Source organism: Marinomonas sp. 63XJN7_9_ISO-PGPR-S23-217 (genome assembly GCF_056173515.1).
Map to the genome: position 1 here is coordinate 2,967,302 of NZ_CM149678.1, position 19,904 is coordinate 2,987,205.

The 19,904-nt window shown below is 44.2% G+C and carries 19 protein-coding genes; 6 read left to right on the forward strand and 13 right to left on the reverse strand.

The annotated features are described in order from the left end of the window. Window positions 1-111: 111 nt before the first annotated feature. The 5 genes from cysS to AC0VYI_RS13920 form a co-directional block, all read right to left on the reverse strand. Window positions 112-1,494 carry a cysteine--tRNA ligase gene (gene cysS, locus AC0VYI_RS13900; RefSeq protein ID WP_475443594.1) on the reverse strand — a complete coding sequence of 461 codons (1,383 nt, stop codon included), beginning with the start codon at window positions 1,492-1,494 and terminating at the stop codon, window positions 112-114. Between the two features lie 4 nt (window positions 1,495-1,498). Beyond that, window positions 1,499-3,172 carry a glutamine--tRNA ligase/YqeY domain fusion protein gene (locus AC0VYI_RS13905; RefSeq protein ID WP_475443595.1) on the reverse strand — a complete coding sequence of 558 codons (1,674 nt, stop codon included), beginning with the start codon at window positions 3,170-3,172 and terminating at the stop codon, window positions 1,499-1,501. 149 nt (window positions 3,173-3,321) lie between these two features. Next, complete coding sequence (locus AC0VYI_RS13910) at window positions 3,322-3,642, reverse strand: AzlD domain-containing protein (protein WP_475443597.1); 321 nt, start codon at window positions 3,640-3,642, stop codon at window positions 3,322-3,324. After that, on the reverse strand, window positions 3,639-4,373 hold the full coding sequence (locus tag AC0VYI_RS13915) for an AzlC family ABC transporter permease (RefSeq protein WP_199475883.1): 735 nt from the start codon (window positions 4,371-4,373) through the stop codon (window positions 3,639-3,641). Before AC0VYI_RS13915 ends, AC0VYI_RS13910 begins: the two co-directional genes overlap by 4 nt. After that, a complete protein-coding gene (locus AC0VYI_RS13920; RefSeq protein ID WP_475443599.1) occupies window positions 4,370-5,341 on the reverse strand; it encodes a bifunctional helix-turn-helix transcriptional regulator/GNAT family N-acetyltransferase in 972 nt (323 codons plus the stop codon). The genes AC0VYI_RS13915 and AC0VYI_RS13920 overlap by 4 nt, the downstream gene beginning before the upstream one ends. 242 nt (window positions 5,342-5,583) lie before the next feature. Here AC0VYI_RS13920 and queC point away from each other — a divergent pair, with 242 nt between their 5' ends. The 4 genes from queC (at window position 5,584) to AC0VYI_RS13940 (ending at window position 8,385) form a co-directional block, all read left to right on the forward strand. Continuing rightward, the gene (gene queC, locus AC0VYI_RS13925) at window positions 5,584-6,243 is read left to right on the forward strand and encodes a 7-cyano-7-deazaguanine synthase QueC (protein ID WP_475443601.1); all 660 of its coding nucleotides are present in this window, start codon (window positions 5,584-5,586) and stop codon (window positions 6,241-6,243) included. A 162-nt stretch (window positions 6,244-6,405) separates the two neighbouring features. Next, window positions 6,406-7,056: a 7-carboxy-7-deazaguanine synthase gene (queE, locus tag AC0VYI_RS13930; protein WP_475443603.1), complete on the forward strand. Its 651-nt coding sequence runs from the start codon at window positions 6,406-6,408 to the stop codon at window positions 7,054-7,056. A 43-nt stretch (window positions 7,057-7,099) separates the two neighbouring features. Continuing rightward, window positions 7,100-7,603, forward strand: coding sequence for a peptidylprolyl isomerase (locus tag AC0VYI_RS13935; RefSeq protein ID WP_199475887.1), 504 nt, complete (start codon window positions 7,100-7,102; stop codon window positions 7,601-7,603). Beyond that, window positions 7,603-8,385: a UDP-2,3-diacylglucosamine diphosphatase gene (locus AC0VYI_RS13940; protein ID WP_475443604.1), complete on the forward strand. Its 783-nt coding sequence runs from the start codon at window positions 7,603-7,605 to the stop codon at window positions 8,383-8,385. Before AC0VYI_RS13935 ends, AC0VYI_RS13940 begins: the two co-directional genes overlap by 1 nt. A 171-nt stretch (window positions 8,386-8,556) precedes the next feature. On the opposite strand, the gene AC0VYI_RS13945 is transcribed toward AC0VYI_RS13940, so the two are convergent. Beyond that, complete coding sequence (locus tag AC0VYI_RS13945) at window positions 8,557-8,859, reverse strand: hypothetical protein (protein ID WP_233407678.1); 303 nt, start codon at window positions 8,857-8,859, stop codon at window positions 8,557-8,559. A 182-nt stretch (window positions 8,860-9,041) separates the two neighbouring features. Beyond that, the gene (locus tag AC0VYI_RS13950) at window positions 9,042-9,659 is read right to left on the reverse strand and encodes a MiaE family protein (RefSeq protein ID WP_199475889.1); all 618 of its coding nucleotides are present in this window, start codon (window positions 9,657-9,659) and stop codon (window positions 9,042-9,044) included. A 177-nt stretch (window positions 9,660-9,836) separates the two neighbouring features. On the opposite strand from AC0VYI_RS13950, the gene AC0VYI_RS13955 reads away from it, so the two are divergent. Continuing rightward, window positions 9,837-11,591, forward strand: coding sequence for a formylglycine-generating enzyme family protein (locus AC0VYI_RS13955; RefSeq protein ID WP_475443606.1), 1,755 nt, complete (start codon window positions 9,837-9,839; stop codon window positions 11,589-11,591). Between the two features lie 197 nt (window positions 11,592-11,788). Continuing rightward, entirely contained in the window at window positions 11,789-14,392 is a 2,604-nt protein-coding gene (acnB, locus tag AC0VYI_RS13960) for a bifunctional aconitate hydratase 2/2-methylisocitrate dehydratase (protein ID WP_475443607.1), read from the forward strand. A 584-nt stretch (window positions 14,393-14,976) separates the two neighbouring features. Here the strand turns inward: acnB and hpf are convergent. The 6 genes from hpf to leuD form a co-directional block, all read right to left on the reverse strand. Next, on the reverse strand, window positions 14,977-15,369 hold the full coding sequence (gene hpf, locus AC0VYI_RS13965; RefSeq protein WP_199475892.1) for a ribosome hibernation-promoting factor, HPF/YfiA family: 393 nt from the start codon (window positions 15,367-15,369) through the stop codon (window positions 14,977-14,979). Window positions 15,370-15,698: 329 nt separating this feature from the next. Continuing rightward, window positions 15,699-15,824, reverse strand: coding sequence for a GFA family protein (locus AC0VYI_RS13970; protein WP_475443610.1), 126 nt, complete (start codon window positions 15,822-15,824; stop codon window positions 15,699-15,701). Window positions 15,825-15,908: 84 nt separating this feature from the next. Further along, window positions 15,909-16,598 carry a hypothetical protein gene (locus tag AC0VYI_RS13975; RefSeq protein WP_475443611.1) on the reverse strand — a complete coding sequence of 230 codons (690 nt, stop codon included), beginning with the start codon at window positions 16,596-16,598 and terminating at the stop codon, window positions 15,909-15,911. 277 nt (window positions 16,599-16,875) lie between these two features. Then, entirely contained in the window at window positions 16,876-17,994 is a 1,119-nt protein-coding gene (asd, locus tag AC0VYI_RS13980) for an aspartate-semialdehyde dehydrogenase (protein WP_475443612.1), read from the reverse strand. Window positions 17,995-18,068: 74 nt separating this feature from the next. Then, window positions 18,069-19,160: a 3-isopropylmalate dehydrogenase gene (gene leuB / locus AC0VYI_RS13985; protein WP_199475896.1), complete on the reverse strand. Its 1,092-nt coding sequence runs from the start codon at window positions 19,158-19,160 to the stop codon at window positions 18,069-18,071. Window positions 19,161-19,249: 89 nt separating this feature from the next. Continuing rightward, window positions 19,250-19,900 (reverse strand): 3-isopropylmalate dehydratase small subunit, encoded by a 651-nt coding sequence (gene leuD, locus AC0VYI_RS13990; RefSeq protein WP_199475897.1) that lies wholly within the window; start codon window positions 19,898-19,900, stop codon window positions 19,250-19,252. Window positions 19,901-19,904: the final 4 nt, after the last annotated feature.

A 19,904-nucleotide genomic window follows, 5' to 3' on the forward strand; every position in this document is an offset into this window, starting at 1 on the left:
AGTATTCAAGTCGCTCCCAGTAAAAAAGGCGATGCCAATTAAAAAAACATCGCCTTTTTATCTACTAACTTTTTATCTACTAACTAGATGTTACGAAAAAACCTCAAGCCACTAATGGCGCGTCCACGTTGTCCCTTCGCGACTATCCAACAGCTCAATGCCTTGTCGTGCTAACTCATCACGAATTTCATCACTGCGAGCAAAGTTTTTATCTTTGCGGGCTTGTGTACGCTCATCGATCAACGCCTGAATTGCCGCTTCATCTAATCCTTCTGACAAAGTGCTGTTTTGCAAGAAATACTCAGGATCCTGACCAAGTAGCCCCAGCAACTCCGCTAATGCTCGCAATTCCGCCGCTAACTTAGGCGCCATTGTCGGCGACTCCGTTTTAGCTTTATTTAATTCGCGAACCAATTCAAACAGAACAGACACTGCTACAGCGGTATTGAAGTCGTCTTTCATCGCGTCTTCAAAACGCTCAGTAAATTTGGTCGGCTCATAGGAATCAGCAACCGCTTGTTGGCGTAGCGCTGTGTAAAGACGCTCCAGCGCCACTTTCGCCTCCTGCAAACTTTGATCTGAGTAATCAATCGGGCTGCGATACTGGCTCGACACCATTAGGTATCGAATCACCTCTGGATTAAATTTCGCTAACACATCGCGAACCGTGAAGAAATTACCTAATGACTTAGACATTTTCTCATTGTTCACACGCACGGCGCCACAGTGCATCCAGTAGTTAACATAATCCTTACCCGTTGCCGCTTCAGACTGAGCAATTTCGTTTTCATGGTGAGGAAACTTAAGATCAGGCCCTCCACCATGGATATCAAAATGACTCCCTAGGCAGCTCGTCGACATGGCAGAGCATTCAATATGCCAGCCAGGACGGCCTTTCCCCCATGGGGAATTCCAAGCGACCTCACCTTCTTTTGCGGGCTTCCACAGTACAAAATCAGCGGGATGTTCTTTCGATGCCTCCACTTCAATACGTGCACCTGCCAGCATATCTTCAAGCTTACGATTGTTTAGCTTTCCGTAATCTTTGAATTTAGCCGCGCGATAGTACACATCACCAGAAGCGCCCTGATAAGCAAATCCTTTATCAACTAAGATGCTTACCATATCGATGATTTCTTGCATGAATTCTGTAGCTTTTGGCTCACGATCAGGCATTTTATTTCCCAATGCCAGCTCATCTTCACGCTGGGCCGCGATCATGCGCTCAGTCAGTGCCTGAGTCGACTCATTATTCTCTTCCGCACGTTTGATAATTTTGTCATCGACATCCGTAATATTGCGAATATAGGTCAAATCATAACCAAGGTGACGGATAAAACGTGAGATAATATCGAAGGAAATCATCGCGCGAGCATGCCCAATGTGACAGAAGTCATACACGGTATTGCCACAGACATACATACCGACTTTGCCTTCGACAATGGGTTTGAAAATTTCTTTTTTGCCCGTTAGGGTGTTATAAATCTTCAACATGCTCTTACTTTCCTTTTGCTTCGATTTTTGCCCAAGAATCACGTAACGTTACAGTACGGTTAAAGACCATACCCTCTTCTTTCAAATCGCGACAAAAATACCCTTCACGCTCGAACTGAAAGCCCTGACCTTTTTGCGCAGAAACAAGAGACGGTTCCACTTTCGCATTGGTTAAAACAGTCAATGACTCAGGGTTGATAAAATCTAAAAAGGTTTTGTCTTCATAATTCGCATCAGGCGCTTCATTAACAAACAAACGGTCGTACAAATTCACGGTGGCATCAACAGCATGTTTTGCACTCACCCAATGGATCACCCCTTTTGGTTTATAGTCTTCTGGGTTAACCCCTAAGGTGTTCTCATCGTAGCGGCATAGCAGTTCAACCACTTCACCCGCTTCGTTCTTAATCGCCTCATCACAGGTAATCACATAACCACCACGTAGACGAACTGCACCATCCAATGTTAAACGCTTCCACTTGCGAGGAGGCACTTCTGCAAAGTCTGCCGCATCAATATAGAGCGATTTACTGAACGGCACTTCACGAGTGCCAGCTTCTTCATTTTTCGGATGATTACTGACTGTGAAGATTTCTTCTTTGTCTTCTGGGTAGTTGGTCAACGTTACTTTAATGGGGTTCAAAACCGCCATGGCACGGTTAGCATTCGCATCCAAATCTTCACGAATCGCGTGTTCAAGCATACCCACATCGACCACGCTGTCCGATTTTGTCACACCAATACGTTCACAGAAATTGCGAATAGATTGAGCCGTATAACCACGTCGACGAAGAGCGGAAATGGTTGGCATACGAGGATCATCCCAACCGTCTACATGCTTCTCATCCACCAACTGTTTGAGTTTACGTTTACTGGTCACGGTGTAGTTCAAATTCAACCGAGCAAATTCGATTTGCTGAGGATGAACGGTTTTTAGGGTTTCCAACACCCAATCATATAATGGACGATGATCTTGGAATTCCAACGTACAAATGGAATGTGTTACCCCTTCAATGGCATCCGACAAACAATGAGTAAAATCGTACATTGGGTAAACGCACCATTTATCACCAGTTTGGTGGTGATGAACGTGACGAACACGATAAATAATCGGATCACGAAGATTAATGTTTGGGCTGGCCATATCAATTTTGGCCCGCAACACCACTTCACCATCTTTGTATTTGCCGTTTTTCATGTCCATAAAAATGGCCATATTTTCTTCCACGGTACGATCACGGTACGGGCTGTTTTTACCCGGCTCTTTCAAGGTGCCACGGTATTCACGCATTTGCTCGCCATTCAACTCACACGCGTAAGCTTTACCGGCTTGTACAAGTTGAACCGCATAGTCAAACAGTTGGTCAAAATAGTCAGAAGCAAACTTGGGCTGATCTTTCCACTCAAAGCCTAACCACTCGACATCGTGCTTAATAGACTCAATGTACTCAACACTCTCTTTTTCAGGGTTGGTATCGTCAAAACGTAGATTACATTGCCCATTGTAACGTTGCGCTACGCCGAAGTTTAGACAGATAGATTTAGCATGACCAATGTGTAAATAGCCATTTGGCTCAGGTGGGAAGCGCGTTAGCACCTTGCCTCCATGCTTTCCTGATTCGTTATCTTTATCAATGATTTGGGTAATGAAATTACCTGGTTTTGACGTTTCTGACATGTTTGATGTAAGTCCCGATTAATATTCGTCTAACAATAATTGTTACTTTGATCGCCAAGTATATATTATTTAGGTTTCCCTTGGATATTGAGCGTAAAATCTTTTTGTCTCTTTTTCTTCGGGTAACTTATTGACGAGCCCCCTCTTTCTTACCAATACTTCGCCACAAAAAATACCAGCACTCCAATGACAATGGTCAACAGCTGATGCTGACGCCAAACCCCCACAGTAAACGCCGCAATGGCTCCTAACAGCCAAGGATTATCCAGCGAAATATCTAGATGCTTGTTTGGCATTAAAACCATGGGCGTGATAATCGCAGTCAACACAGCCACAGGTACAAACTTCAATGCTTTCTCAACAAAAGCAGGCATAACAACCTTATCTGCTCGAGCAAACAAGACAAAACGCACTCCAAAAGTCACTATAAACATACCAGCAATAATCAAAACATAATCGGGCAATGTCATGATTTCACCTCCTGAACACCTTTATCATTTTGTGACGCAGGCTTCACCATTACATCTGCGACAACGCCCATCAAAACACCAATTAATGCAGACACCAGCAAACCTAAATTATTGGGTAACCCAGATAACAAAATGGAAGATCCCCCCGCACAGACAAGACACAACCAAAACGACTTGTGCTTTAAATAAGGGGTAATAATGCCAATAAAAGTGGCGACCATCGCGAACTCTAATCCCCAGTCGCTCATTCCCGGAATCAGTTCACCCGTTAAAATCCCCAGCAGTGTGGTCAGATTCCACATGACATAAAACGATAAAAAAGACCCTAGATATACTTTATAGCCTGTGGCTTCGTTGACAGCCCCCACAGAATACATTGGTCGAACCGCCGCATAAGTCTCATCAATGAGTCCAAAGCCCATAATAAAGCGTATGGGTAGGGGCAAATGACGAACAAATTTCACCATGTCAGCGGCATACAAGAGGTGACGTAGATTAACGATAAAAGTCGTTGAAACAATGACCCAGATAGGCGCATGTAGGGCAATTAACCCAAGGGCAACAAACTGAGCAGACCCTGCAAACACAATAGCCGACATAGCAATGGCAAACCAAGGACTCAAACCATGACTAGATGCTAGAGAACCAAATAACAAACCGAACGGTATACCTCCAACAATCATTGGAATGGAAGCAACAAAACCACGGCGCATTTCCTTAAAGGTACTCATATATGATCACCCAATGATTTTTCCATATAGACATCCGCCCTTTCATATGGAGAAGCGTAAGGAAAGGCTTTTTCCACAAAGCCATTTTTGTCGTAGAGTCGTCGTGCCGCCGTCAAACAAGATGCAGTCTCTAACGTCAACTTAGACAGATGATTATGTTCAGCAAACTTAAACACCTGAGACAATAACCCTTGGGCAACCCCCTTTCCTTGGCAATGTTCCGCTACGCCTAACTTACATACCTCACCACTGCGCTTGTTACTGGATGAAGTGTCATGGGATGGCACAAAGGCTATGGCGCCAACAACAGAGTCAAATGTTGGCGTCTTTCTTATGGCTACCCAAACCCTACCACCTTTATCAATAATTTCTCGTTGTGGATGACTCAGTAATTCATGATCCTTATCTGTTATCTGATCAGGAAAATAGCGTCTTAACCATGCCATATTTAGGTCATAAAAGGCTCGCTCATGTTTTTTTGCAAGCGGCACAATCGTAATTGTCCCCAAACGATCCATGACTTTATGCGCAAGACTGCCACTAAAGAGTTGTTTCTCCAGTTCAGATAACCCCTCCATAAAGTGGCTACTTGAAAAATTCGTCATATTTTCTATGACCACTTTCATTTCTTCTAGAATTGGTTCCACCCGCTGCATTGCCTGGATACCATGTTCTGATAGCTTCAATAAAGAGCGTCGCTGGTCTTGAGTATCAAGGGTTTTCTCAAGCAAGCACTCCTTTGTCATTTTGGTAACTTGCTTGCTGACAGCGGGATGACTAAGCCTTAGCCTTTCGGCAATTTCAACGACCGATAACCCACCGACATGCTGTAACAAGCGAAGAATCGGAAAATACGTCGACGATATAGGAATATCGCACTGCAAATAAATCGATTGAACCTCACTAAACAGATCATCACTTAGCCTCTTTAGACGACTCCCTAAGGTTAATACACCAAATTGCTCCACTTTCGCCCCCTCCAGCTTACCAATAACATAATCGACTTAGCGTCATATCAAAAAATACGTAACCAGTTACGCAAATAATTTACCTTAACTCTTTCGAGCTTTCAACATCTGCTTTTTTCAATTGAATTTTTCATGATTTCTAGTTCGATTTATCGGCCTTCTGATATAATCCGCGCCCTTATTACCCATGCTTAGGTAATAAGCCAATACTCTCATCACCCAAGTAATTAGAGGTAACAGATATGTCAGAAAAAGCCGTCGTGGTGTATTCCGGGGGAATGGACTCATTTACCGTTCTCAATACCGCACTTCAAAGCGGACTAGAGGTTTACGCCCTATCTTTTAATTACGGACAAAAACACAGCAAGGAACTACAAGTCGCCGCACAAGTTTGCAGCGAATTGCAGGTGCCTCACAAAGTCGTCGATATCACGGCAATTAATAGTTTAATGGCTAACTCCTCTCTCACCAGTGATGAAGACATTCCTGAAGGTCATTATGAAAGTGACAACATGAAATCCACTGTGGTCCCTAATCGTAATATGGTATTACTTTCTATGGCGATTGCTTATGCGGTTTCATTGGAAGCAGGTAAAGTATACTATGGCGCTCACTCGGGCGATCACCATATTTACCCTGATTGTCGTCCTGAATTTGTCGCGGCCATGAATGCCGTTTCTAGCATTGCCAATTACCAACCCGTTGAAATTGTCACTCCCTTTTTGCATTCGTCTAAAGGTGAGATTTTAAAAGCGGGATTAGCGATGAATTTAGATTACGCTAAAACATGGACTTGCTATAATGGCCGAGAAAAATCCTGTGGCAAATGTGGTGCCTGTAACGAACGACTAGAAGCGTTTGCAGAACAAGGCAAGACAGACCCACTGGAATATGAAGCCTAAGTGTTCATCAACATACGTTAATGACTCACTTACCCTGATTTTAGTCTGCTTGTGTCGGTTGTGACTGGCTTTTGTTCCACAAATTCCCAGCACATCGATAACATAACAACTAAAGTGCCCCCTTACCTCGAACTGTTTTTCGAGACGTAACTGGTGTAACACATGTACTCAATTAAAGAAGCCTTTTATTCATTGCAAGGCGAAGGAGCACACGCTGGCCGTCCTGCTCTATTCTGCCGATTTACTGGCTGTAATTTATGGTCAGGACAAGAGAAAACCCGCGCACAGTCTGACTGCCAGTTCTGCGACACCGATTTCATCGGCACTGATGGCCAAAACGGTGGAAAATTTAAAACGGCAGAACAATTACGCAAACACATCGACGCCCTATGGCCCACTGGCCAAGCACACAAATACATTGTTTTTACAGGGGGCGAACCCGCGCTACAGCTTGATGAAGCACTCATTGCAGAAATGAAGCAGTATGGCTATACCATAGCCATTGAAACCAATGGCACGCTTCCACTACCACAAGGCATTGATTGGATATGCGTTAGCCCAAAAACGACGAAACCGCTAGTGGTAACCAAAGGCAGTGAACTCAAGCTGGTGTACCCACAAACACACATCACCCCAGAGTTATTTGAAGGCTTGGATTTTACACATTTTTATCTACAACCTATGGACCAAAGCCACTTAACAACCGACCAAATTCCACTAATTGACACCCAACAAGCCACATTACACTATTGTTTAGCACATCCACTGTGGCGTCTCAGCCTACAAACACATAAAATGCTTAATATCGATTAAACATTGAATACGATTTTCTCTTTATCAAGATAAGGAATTATAAATGATCATTTTACATACTAACTTCGGCGACATTCATGTTGAGCTGGATTACGAAAAAGCCCCAAAAACAGCAAAAAACTTTGAAGATCATGTGGTAGCAGGCCACTACAATGGCGTGATTTTTCACCGCGTCATTAACGGCTTTATGGTACAAGCGGGAGGGTTTGAACCAGGCATGACGCAAAAAGAATCGAAACCCTCGATTGAGAACGAAGCTGACAATGGCTTGGAAAACCTAACTGGCACACTTGCGATGGCCCGCACGATGGATCCCCATTCCGCTTCAACACAATTCTTCATCAACGTAAGCGATAACAAATTCCTCAATCACCGCAGTAAATCAGCCGACGGTTGGGGTTATGCGGTATTTGGTAAAGTCACTGCGGGTATGGACATCGTTAACAAGATCAAAGAAGTCAAAACCACTGTGAAAGCAGGCCACCAAGATGTGCCTGTCGAAGACGTCATCATCGAAAAAGCGGAATTGGTTAAAAGCGAGGGCTAATGACTCGTTACTTTATATCCGATCTGCACCTTTACGACAAACGTCCGGATTTAATCCGCGCGTTTGTTCGTATGTTGCAAGAAATCGCCGACAAACACACAAACAGCGATGCCAGTCTCTATATATTGGGTGATCTCTATGAAGCTTGGATCGGCGACGATTATCAAGCTGACTGGAACACCCCAATCAAACGGGCTCTTCGTAGTCTGTCAGATAAAGGCATAGAGTTATATTTTATTCATGGCAATCGTGACTTTTTGATCGGGAATACTTGGTGTCAGGAAGTTGGCGCAACACTACTCAGTGAGCAAACGCTAATAAAACAAGATAACCACTCTATTCTTCTCACTCATGGTGATGAATACTGTCAAGAAGATATTGAGTATCAAAAGCTTCGCGCTATGGTCCGATCCTCACAGTGGCAAACTCAAGTACTCTCCATGTCGCTGGAACAACGACTCGCACTAGCGGAACAATTACGCAATGACAGCAAAAGCATGTCATCAGACAAATCGTTCAGTATCACAGATGTCACGGAAGCTCATGTTGCTCAATCTATAAAAGAGCACCATGCTAACCTTCTTATCCATGGACATACCCATCGCCCAGCACTCCACATCCTCACGGATTATAGCCGTTGTGTATTGGGAGACTGGGATGATTGTGTTTGGTTAGCCACCCTAGACGATCAAGCCTACGTACAAGCTAACGCTAATCTAGAGGATTTTTTAGCCAATGGCCTGAGCGCCTTAAAAAACGTTCACATCCAACCATTAGGCTAATATACTCAACAGCATTGGAGCCAATTGCGAGTTAACATAACGAATTAGCCATTGGCGCCGAAAACAAAAACGCCCAACTGTTTCAAGTTGGGCGTTTTTAATTCATATAAATTTATTATCAGCAAGCCAATCAGAACAATATGCTCCGTTTGGACAATGCGACCAGATGATTTAATTGAGATGAAGCAGCTCCTTTACCCATTGAGTTTCAGCGCCTTTTCGCAAACGTGAAAATTCTAAATGACGCTCGTGTAATAAAGCTACGGCTCGAAAAAAAGCATTATTCACGACGACTGGATTAAGTTCAACGCCATAGGTTTGCCACCAATGTTGTTGAGCTTTGCTGGTTAATAGTTGATACAAATAATCCAATTCCACAGACCCTTGATATACCTTATCAAGGTTTATCATTTGATCGTTCTTTGATAATTCCAATGCTAACCAATAGGTAACATCTGGCAATTGCTCACTCATTTGCATACCCATCATTCACCTCTTCAATCATCAGCTGTTACACCGATAAGTCTAGCACCCTAAACTCAAATACCTAGTATGAATATGAAATGCTTTGTAGCCTTTCGTAATAACAAAAACAGCCGCTACACCTTGTGTATTAGTGCAATTACCATATATCTTATTCCGCCATACTGCCCTTTTTAGGCGGCAGCAACCATCGGCGGGCCACTATGAACACGAAATTCCTCATCAGGTTCAATGATTAAAGCATGTTCTAATTTACGGAAAAATTCAACGCGTTCTGTAATCGGTTCGCCTGCATATTCTTCTGCTAAAGCCAAATAATCTTCAAAGTGACGAGCCTCTGATTTAAGCAAGGATTGATAAAACTTAGACAGCTCTGCATCCAAATGGGGAGCCAGCACAGCAAAACGTTCGCAAGAACGCGCCTCTACAAAGGCGCCAATAATTAAAGTGTCAACCAGACGAGCCGGCTCATGAGTTCGAATGTGTTTTCGCAAACCATCCGCGTAGCGAGATGCCGTTAAATGCTCATAGGCAACATCACGCTTACGCATCAGTTTATGCACCTGCTCAAAATGCAATAATTCTTCACGGGCTAAGCGAGACATTTTATGTAGCAAATTATCACGATCCACATAGCGATACATTAAACTCATTGCCGTTGAGGCAGCTTTTTTTTCGCAGTGTGCATGATCATTTAACAGCAGCGATTGGTTTTCAAGAGCCCAATTCACCCAGGCATCAGGGGAGCGACAGGGAAGAAAAGCCACAAGCTCAGGATACGCAGATAACATTACTCTACCTTTTCATCTTAAAAAACGGGATTATACTAGGGAAAGGATGGATAAGTCTTCTAACTCTCAGTCTCTAATAGCAATTCTCATAAAAGATGAGACAATAAAAGCGTTAGTCACCTTCCCTCATCGTATACACATAGGCAGTATTGTCTTGATTTGGACATCAAACGATTAATGATAGAATTCTACGACATAAATAAATTAAAAATCGGCCAGCATGTTGGTGTAGAACTGGATCCTTATGTTTTAAATTACCCAACCAGTAAGAATAAAGCATCTTGGGTTGCGGATCATGGTGGAAGATCCTTTGTCATTCGATTTTATGAAAAAGATCGCGGTAAGGTTGACGACTTTGTCCAAAATGCACGCAAATACGCCCAGCTAAAACACCCAGCAATTACCCCAAATTACCCACCTTTCTATTCCAAGCTATGGGTATTTTCTTGTTCCGCCGTGTGTGGTGGCGAGAGCTTGTACAGTTTTTTAGGCAAATACCCTGATGGCGCCCCCTTAAACGTGGTCGTCAGCCTATTTGACACCATTGCCAAAGCCCTAGATCAGATTCATGCAAAAAGCTTTTTCCACGGCCACTTGGATTTAAGTGCCATTCAAGTGGTGAATGGCATCGGTATCATGACAGGCGTCGGCGCCCATCACTGGATGGAGAGCATCACCAATAACGAAATGGACCCGAGGCTATTTCCACCTGAGTATCTGAAAAAGACACAAAATCGCTCCCCTATATCAGATCGTTATTGCTTTATGCGCCTACTCATGGCGGCGTTATTAGGTGAGTCTATTTTAGATAAAACTCAACCCAGCCAACTACCCAACTCTCATCCGTATCTGAGTAATGACACTTGGAAAAAGCTCAAAAACTGGACTCGCAGTTCAGAGCGTCATCGCCCAAAGTCCTTAGTGGAAGTCATGCGTTTATTGCGGGCAAACCTATACCGACCAGAAGTTGCCGAAGAAAAGACTCCGCCGAAAGATCGCAGACGTTCGCCCTTATTGGCACGTAAAAATATACTGATCGCAGCGGGCCTGATCACCTCAGTCGCCTTTGCGTCCTTGGTATTATGGCCTGAAGAGCCCACACCGAAACCCATTATTGCTCAAGCAGAAACACCCAAAGAAAAAACACCTGAAGAATTATTCAATGCCCTACCACAAGTTCTACAGGAACCATTAAAAGACGGCGGAAAAGCGCCTAAAGTCGAGAAAATTGCCCCTTCGACCTTTTTAATGGGAGATCAGCAACACATAGGCGACGATAATGAAAGGCCCGTTCATGAAGTGAAGATTCCGAAGGGCTTTTATATGAGCAAATATGAAGTCACTTTTGAACAATATGATCGCTTTGCCAAAGCAACAGGGCGACCACTTCCCCCTGATAATGGCTGGGGACGAGGCAATCGCCCCGTGATTAATGTCAGCTGGTACGATGCAAAGGCCTATGCGGCATGGCTATCGGAGCAAACGGGGCAAGAGTACCGATTACCGACAGAAATAGAGTGGGAGTATTCAGCCAGAGCCAACTCCAATACCAGCTATTGGTATGGCAACAAAGTCAAAGCCGGCTACAGTGTGTGTGACAGCTGCGGCAGCCAATGGGACGGGGTATCAACCGCGCCAGTCGGTAGCCAAGCCAGCAACCCATTTGGGCTATATGACATGCTTGGCAATGTGGCTGAGTGGGTAGAAGACTGTTACCACAAAAATTATGACGGCGCGCCAACCAGCAACCAAGTCTGGTTATCAAACAAATGCGATAGCCGCGTACTGCGCGGTGGTTCATGGTTTGACATTCCAAGAGTGGGTCGTAGCTCTACCCGATATCGCGCGCAACCTAAACTCAAAGCCAGCAATTGGGGGTTCCGTGTCGTGCGTGTTATTCCAGATTCCGCCCTAACCCCTAAATCAGAATAATTCCGCTAAATGTCACCTATTCGAAATTATTATGGGACTTATTAAGCCTTTAGCCTATTTTTTATATAAAATGAAAATACGCCAAAGGATTAAATTTCTATTGTGTTCAGATCATTTAGTAATGAATTATCTGAACTTACGCCTCAACGCATCGGTTACAAAATATACACTGATGTAAAAACCTAAGGGGAACTATTGTGTTAGAAGCATACCGTAAACATGTCGAGGAACGCGCTCAACAAAGCATTCCACCGACACCTCTCGATGCAGAACAAACCTCTGCTTTGATCGAGCTACTTAAGAATCCACCAGCAGGTGAAGAAGAATTTATTCTTGATCTTCTTAAAAATCGCGTGCCAGCTGGTGTGGACGAAGCTGCTTACGTTAAAGCAGGCTTCTTAGCTGCCATCACAAAAGGCGAAGCAACTTCTCCACTGATTGACAAAAAATTGGCTACTGAGATTCTTGGCACTATGTTAGGTGGTTACAACATTCAACCACTTATCGAATGCCTTGAGATCGAAGAGCTTGCCCCTATTGCAGCAAAAGCCTTGTCTCACACATTGTTAATTTTTGATGCTTTCCACGATGTGGAAGAAAAATCAAAAGCAGGCAACGAATTCGCTAAGCAAATCATCCAATCTTGGGCTGACGGCGAATGGTTCACTGCCAAGAAAAAGCTGGAAGAAAAGATTACGCTTACCGTTTTCAAAGTACCAGGTGAAACCAACACTGACGACCTATCACCTGCGCCAGATGCTTGGTCTCGCCCAGATATCCCACTGCATGCTAACGCCATGTTAAAAATGGCCCGTGATGGCATCACACCTGATGTGGATGGCGAAATCGGACCAATCAGCAAAATCCTAGAATTGAAAGAAAAAGGCTATCCTTTAGTTTACGTTGGCGATGTTGTGGGGACAGGCTCTAGCCGTAAGTCAGCGACCAACTCTGTGCTATGGCACATGGGCGATGACATTCCTTTCATCCCAAACAAACGTGCTGGTGGCGTATGTATTGGTAGTAAAATCGCTCCTATCTTCTTCAACACCATGGAAGATGCTGGCGCCCTACCCATCGAAATGGACGTTGATAAAATGGATATGGGCGATGTCATCGACATCTACCCATACGAAGGCGTGGTGAAGAAACACGACTCTGACGAAGTAATCAGCACGTTCTCGTTGAAAACTCAAGTATTGCTAGACGAAGTCCGCGCTGGCGGCCGTATTCCTCTGATCATTGGCCGCGGCTTAACTACCAAAGCTCGTGAATCTCTAGGTCTTGGCGCAACAGACCTGTTCACACTTCCAGGTGCCGTTGCCGATTCTGATAAAGGTTTCACGCTTGCTCAGAAAATGGTTGGTAAAGCCTGTGGTCTTCCTGGTGTTCGTCCAAACTCTTACTGCGAACCTAAGATGACAACCGTCGGTTCTCAAGATACGACTGGCCCAATGACACGCGACGAACTAAAAGACTTGGCTTGCCTAGGCTTTACTTCTGATCTTGTTATGCAGTCTTTCTGTCACACTGCGGCTTACCCAAAACCAGTCGACGTAACCACTCACCACACACTTCCTGATTTCATCATGAACCGTGGTGGTGTATCACTGCGCCCAGGTGACGGCATCATCCACTCTTGGTTGAACCGTATGTTACTGCCTGACACAGTGGGTACTGGTGGTGACTCTCATACCCGCTTCCCGCTAGGTATCTCTTTCCCAGCAGGTTCTGGTTTGGTTGCTTTCGCGGCAGCAACAGGCGTCATGCCTCTTGATATGCCTGAGTCTGTCCTAGTTCGCTTTAAAGGCAAAATGCAACCAGGTATCACACTACGTGACCTAGTCCATGCAATTCCTTACCAAGCCATCAAAGAAGGCTACCTAACCGTTGAGAAGAAAGGTAAGAAAAACATCTTCTCCGGCCGTATCCTAGAAATCGAAGGTCTTGAGCATCTAACAGCTGAACAAGCGTTTGAATTGTCTGACGCCTCTGCTGAGCGTTCTGCTGCGGGTTGTACTATCAACCTATCTGAAGAATCAGTTGCTGAATATCTAAAATCTAACATCGTCATGTTACGTTGGATGATTTCTGAAGGTTACGGTGATGCTCGTACCCTTGAACGCCGTGCGAAAGCCATGGAAGAATGGTTGGCTAACCCAAGTCTAATGCGTGCAGATGCGGATGCTGAATACGCAGCCGTTATCGAAATCGACCTAGAAACCATCAAAGAACCCGTTCTTTGTGCACCAAACGATCCTGATGACGCTCGTCTACTTTCTGACGTTCAAGGTGAGAAAATCGACGAAGTCTTCATTGGTTCTTGTATGACGAACATCGGCCACTTCCGTGCCGCTGGTAAGCTTCTAGATGCCGCTGGTAAAGTGGTTCCAACTCGCCTATGGGTTGCACCACCAACCAAGATGGACGCTGAGCAATTGACCGCTGAAGGCTACTACAGCATCTTCGGTAAAGCCGGTGCTCGCATGGAAATGCCTGGTTGTTCACTTTGTATGGGTAACCAAGCACGTGTTGCCGAGAAGTCCACTGTGGTTTCTACCTCAACACGCAACTTCCCTAACCGCCTTGGTAATGGCGCAAACGTATTCCTAGCATCAGCAGAGCTTGCTGCGGTTGCCTCTCTACTAGGCAAACTACCAACGCCTGAAGAGTACTTAGAGTACGCGAACAAGATTAACAGCATGTCTGCCGAAGTCTACAAGTACCTAAACTTCGACAAAATGGGCGAGTACGTGAAAAAAGCATCTAGCGTTATTGCGACAGATGCAGCAACTGCTTAAACCAGCTTAGACAAGTGTTAAAAAGCCGATGTAGAGCAATCTACATCGGCTTTTTATTTCTTCCGACATATTTAAGAGGTGTTTAGAGCCTTACGCACACAATCTTAGAAAGGAAATTTTAGACATAAAAAACCCCAACGATTCATTCAAACCATTGGGGTTGTTGCCTTTTTATGATATCTGCATGCTTTATTAGCAAACCCTTATCGGTCCACGGTGCAACAGTACTTATATTTAATACAAAAATCAGACCAACTTTGAAAGATTACCAAAAAATACCCTCAAAAAGGTAACGATTCCTTGAAATAAGCATCACAACATTAACACACAGCGACTGTCTGGGCCTTAGCATCACAATAACCATTAACAGAGCGCCCTACTTTTAAAAAGCAAACGCACTTAGTCGCCCTAAAACCAAACGTTAGCACGCTAAAACGCACCATTTTAGATCAAACGCTCGCCATAATACTGCTTTAGGATAAAAGACAAAGAATAGATAACAAAAAGCCCCGCTTAGCGAGGCTTAGGTTTGTTGAAACTCACCTTAAGATCATTAAAAGGTAAAGTGAAGGATGATCCAATATTTAAATAACTTCCCTTTCCACTAATTCGTCAAACTCAGCTTGTTGCTCCCTTTCTCCAATACTCTCCACGTCTTCTGCATTAATATGATGCTGACGACCCGCATGTTTGGTTTTATGTTTCACTAACTGCTTTTCTAATTTAGCGACCAATGCGTCTAATGCAGGTTTTAATTGTTGCTCGTTTTTCACCGTGGCAAAAAGGTCATGACCAGGAATATGCACACTGGCTTCCACTATCAAACGATGTATCTCATGCTTTTCTGTATTTAATATCACTTTAATACTAGTGATTTGTTGATTAATGCGGGCCAAATGATCCATTTTCTCTTTAACTAACTGCTGAACTTCTTCGCCAGATTGTACGTGGTGACCGCTAATGTTTAATGTATACATAGAGAATTTCCTTCATTTTTATTGGAAAGCTGTTTTGTAAAAAAGTCGTCTTGGTTCCTTATGTTAGGTAGATAGTAATAACCTATGGACTATTGCGATGAATTTCAATCCTAAATTTGTAAATTGTTTCACAAGTTTGATAACAAATTTGTCACAACAATGAGTTAGGTCACACCAGTGTCAACATAGCCTTACTTGTCCGCATAAAAAAAGCATGAGCAAACAGAAAATGCTTAAAACAGGTCCCAGCAAGTCCCCACTTTTATACGAAACAGCACCATTAACAACCTACCCCACGCTGCTTTATAGCAACCGATGCGCCATCTATTTTACGAACAGGAATACGTGAAAGCAGCAGCATAACGTCGACAAATAGAGCAATTACACACCCCAACTTCGTCGGGCATAGTGCTGAACTCCAAACTGACATTGCCACAATGACACGTTAACAACATTATTCGACCCCTTTGTGGTCTACACCTCTTTATCGTATAAACAACTGGTAGCCTTAACCACACAAGAGGTATAGAAAAATAAGGCTACCCCTCTTCATCCGCATGGGACACGGCATCAAAACTTTCCACTTGCTCAAAGCTTTCCATCCAAAAATAGGAACTAACCAAGCTAAATTGACGAGCTAAACCTTCATCCATTACTTGCTTCAACTGCCAAACGAGGCCGGAGGCCTCAGGGAACTGTGCCCCTTTGATTTGGTCTTCATATAAACGATTGATCAGAGCATCATCACCCTGCCCATTGGCTAATAAACGCACGATGGAAGAATGCAGTGACTCATCAAAAATCGTCATATCCTCAACATGCTCTGCTGTCACCGTCATCTTTAGTTCAACACCAGTCGGACGTGCAAAGGTTCCATTAAAGGCTTCACGCAATAAACCGTAAGCATTAAAGAAACGCTCGTGCAACATGCAGTCTGGGTACTCTTCCCATGAACGATCATCAACCATATCGTGGCTGACTTGGTCTATTTTGCCTTTTTCTAGTTCTGGAAATAAATGTACCAACACAGCCTTTGCCGCATCTGCAGGCCCAAGATCGTTTAACGACATCAGACACATCTCACGGAGCTCCGCCGCGTCCATTTTGTCTACATCATCCTCAAAGTCCATAATACTCAAAAGATCGCGATAATCTTGGTCAGACCAAGCACCTTGAATCTGACTTACTTTACGAAAAGAATCAATTTGAACGGAAAACTTAGCTTGCATTTAGCACTCCTATTTGAACGCCAATATTACAAAAAAATAACACAAATAGGCGTTATCATTAGCCAATAAAGACCTTTAAAAATGAACAGGCCGAGCAACCAATGTACAGGGAGTGACAGCAATATGCTATCCACTGGAGAAAATGATTTTTAGGGAACGTTTTGCATACAGCGAAGTTCTGTTTACAACAATGAATATGAAATATACGGACGCCCAGACACAAAAAACCCGCTTTAAAAAGCGGGTTTTTAAGAATCAACTAGCTATTCAAGAACGATTAATCTTCTAGCAAGATGCGCAACATACGACGAAGTGGCTCTGCCGCCCCCCAAAGTAGTTGGTCACCCACTGAGAAAGCACTGATGTATTCAGGCCCCATATTCAGCTTACGAATACGACCAACTGGTATGTTAAGTGTGCCAGTGGCAACCGTTGGTGTTAAGCCTTTCATTGTTGCTTCTTTATCATTTGGCACTACGTTTACCCAGTCGTTATGCTGAGCCAGAATACCTTCGATATCAGCAACCGGAATGTCTTTGTTCAGCTTGATGGTAAAGGCTTGGCTATGGCAGCGCATGGCACCGATACGAACACACAAACCATCAACTGGAATAGGCGCACCAGTATTCCCTAAAATTTTGTTGGTTTCTGCTTGGGCTTTCCACTCCTCGCGGCTTTGGCCATTTTCAAGCTGAGAATCAATATAAGGAATCAGTGAGCCCGCTAGTGGCACACCAAATTGATCGACTGGCATGGAGCTGGAACGCATTTGCTCTGCAACTTTACGATCAATCTCTAGAATTGCGCTCGCCGGATCCGCTAACTCAGACGCAACAGAGCCATGCAATAATCCCATTTGATTGATCAACTCGCGCATGTGTCGAGCACCACCGCCAGACGCAGCCTGATAAGTCATGGAGGTCATCCATTCAATATGGCCTTTTTCAAACAGACCACCCAATGCAAGCAGCATTAATGATACCGTACAGTTACCGCCAATAAAGGTTTTTACACCATCTTTCAAACCTTGTTGGATGACCTTTTGGTTGACTGGATCCAATACAATGATAGCGTCTTTATCCATACGCAATGAAGACGCCGCATCAATCCAGTAACCTTGCCAACCAGCATTACGCAACTGAGGGTAAATGGCCTTGGTGTAATCGCCGCCTTGACAGGTAATAATCACATCCATTTTCTTCAAAGACTCAATATCGTTCGCGTCTTGAAGCAATGAAATGTCTTTACCAATATCTGGGCCAGCTTGACCCGTTTGCGACGTGGAAAAGAAAACAGGCTCGATCAAATCGAAATCTTTCTCTTCACGCATACGTTGCATCAACACGGAACCAACCATTCCGCGCCAACCGACTAAACCTACAGTGTGTTTTGACATGGTTTTAAACCCTTTTATTGGTGGGGCCACTCATACCAAGAGCAGTATCCCAAGTTAATGCCTAATCCTTTTGATTAGGCTTTCAGTCCAACAGCCAATGCGTCAAGTACCGCATCACCCATTGCTTTTGTGCTAACCGTTTCACATCCTTCAGACGCGATGTCTGATGTCCTCAATCCTAGATCAAGAACACGGCTTACTGCCGCCTCGATGGCATCCGCTGCCTCTTTTGCATCCAAAGAGTAGCGCAACATCATAGCAACAGAAAGGATCGTCGCCAACGGGTTTGCGATACCTTTTCCGGCAATATCGGGAGCAGATCCGTGACAAGGTTCATACATACCTCGCCCCTCTGCATTCAAAGAAGCCGATGGTAGCATTCCAATAGAGCCCGTTAGCATCGCCGCCGCGTCCGACAAAATATCGCCAAACATGTTCCCTGTTACCATAACATCAAACTGCTTAGGTGCGCGAACCAACTGCATAGCCGCATTGTCTACCAGCATATGTGTTAGCTCCACATCTGGGTATTCTTTTGCCACTTCCTCCATGATTTCTTTCCAAAGTACAGTCACTTCCAATACATTGGATTTATCGATAGAGCAAACGCGTTTGCCACGCTGACGTGCCGCTTCAAAAGCAGAACGGCCAATACGACGAATTTCAGACTCACTGTAAACGTAAGTATTAAATCCCTGACGCTCACCATTTTCTAGCGTACGAATACCTCGTGGTTGACCAAAATAAATACCACCCGTTAATTCCCGAACGATTAAGATATCTAAACCTGCCACGATTTCAGGCTTCAAACTAGATGCCCCTGCCAATTGAGGGTAAAGAATTGCAGGACGTAGATTCGAAAACAATTCAAGATTAGAGCGCAAACCCAGCAACCCTTTTTCAGGACGAACCGCCATGTCCAACTTATCCCATTTAGGCCCACCGACTGCTCCCAATAAAATGGCATCCGCCGCTTTTGCTTTGGTCAAAGTGGACTCTGGAAGAGGTGTGCCCGTCTCGTCATATGCCGTCCCACCCACTAACGCACTTTCGTGAGTGATATCTAAATGAAAAGCCTCATTGACCGCATCCAATACACGAACGGCCTGTTCAACGATTTCAGGACCAATGCCATCACCGGGCAAAATTAATACATTCTTAGCCATTTTCTTATCCTCAATTCTTTAAAATCAGCCTTCACAAAACGCTTTGTGAAGGCTAAAAACACGATTCAAAACACAATCAGCCCGCGATACTACTCGCCACGCGATAAGAACAACCAAGGGGCATTTGCCATGCGTTTTTCTTCAAAACGGCGGATGCTGTCTTCGTTTTGCAATGTCAGACCAATATCATCCAGACCATTTAATAAGCAATGCTTACGGAAGGTATCCACTAAAAACTCAAATACCTCACCAGAAGGTGAAGTCACTGTTTGAGCTTCAAGGTCAACAATCACTTCCGCGCCTTTTTTAGCGGTCACTTCAGCGAACAATTGGTCCACTTCTTCTGACGCCAAGACAATGGGCAATAAACCATTTTTAAAACAGTTATTGTAGAAAATATCGGCAAAGCTTGGGGCGATAATGGCTCGAAAACCGTAATCATCCAATGCCCAAGGCGCATGTTCACGACTGGAGCCGCATCCAAAATTTTGTCGAGCCAATAACACGCTTGCCCCTTGATAACGGGGTTGGTTTAAAACAAACTCTTCACGAATCGGACGACCATCACACTCCTGATCAGGCTTACCTTCATCTTCATAACGCAGCTCATCAAATAAATTTTTACCAAATCCTGTACGCTTGATGGATTTCAAGAACTGCTTTGGAATAATCATATCGGTATCAACGTTTGCCAAATCCAAAGGAGCGGCTAACCCTGTATGTTTCGTAAAAGGACGCATGCTG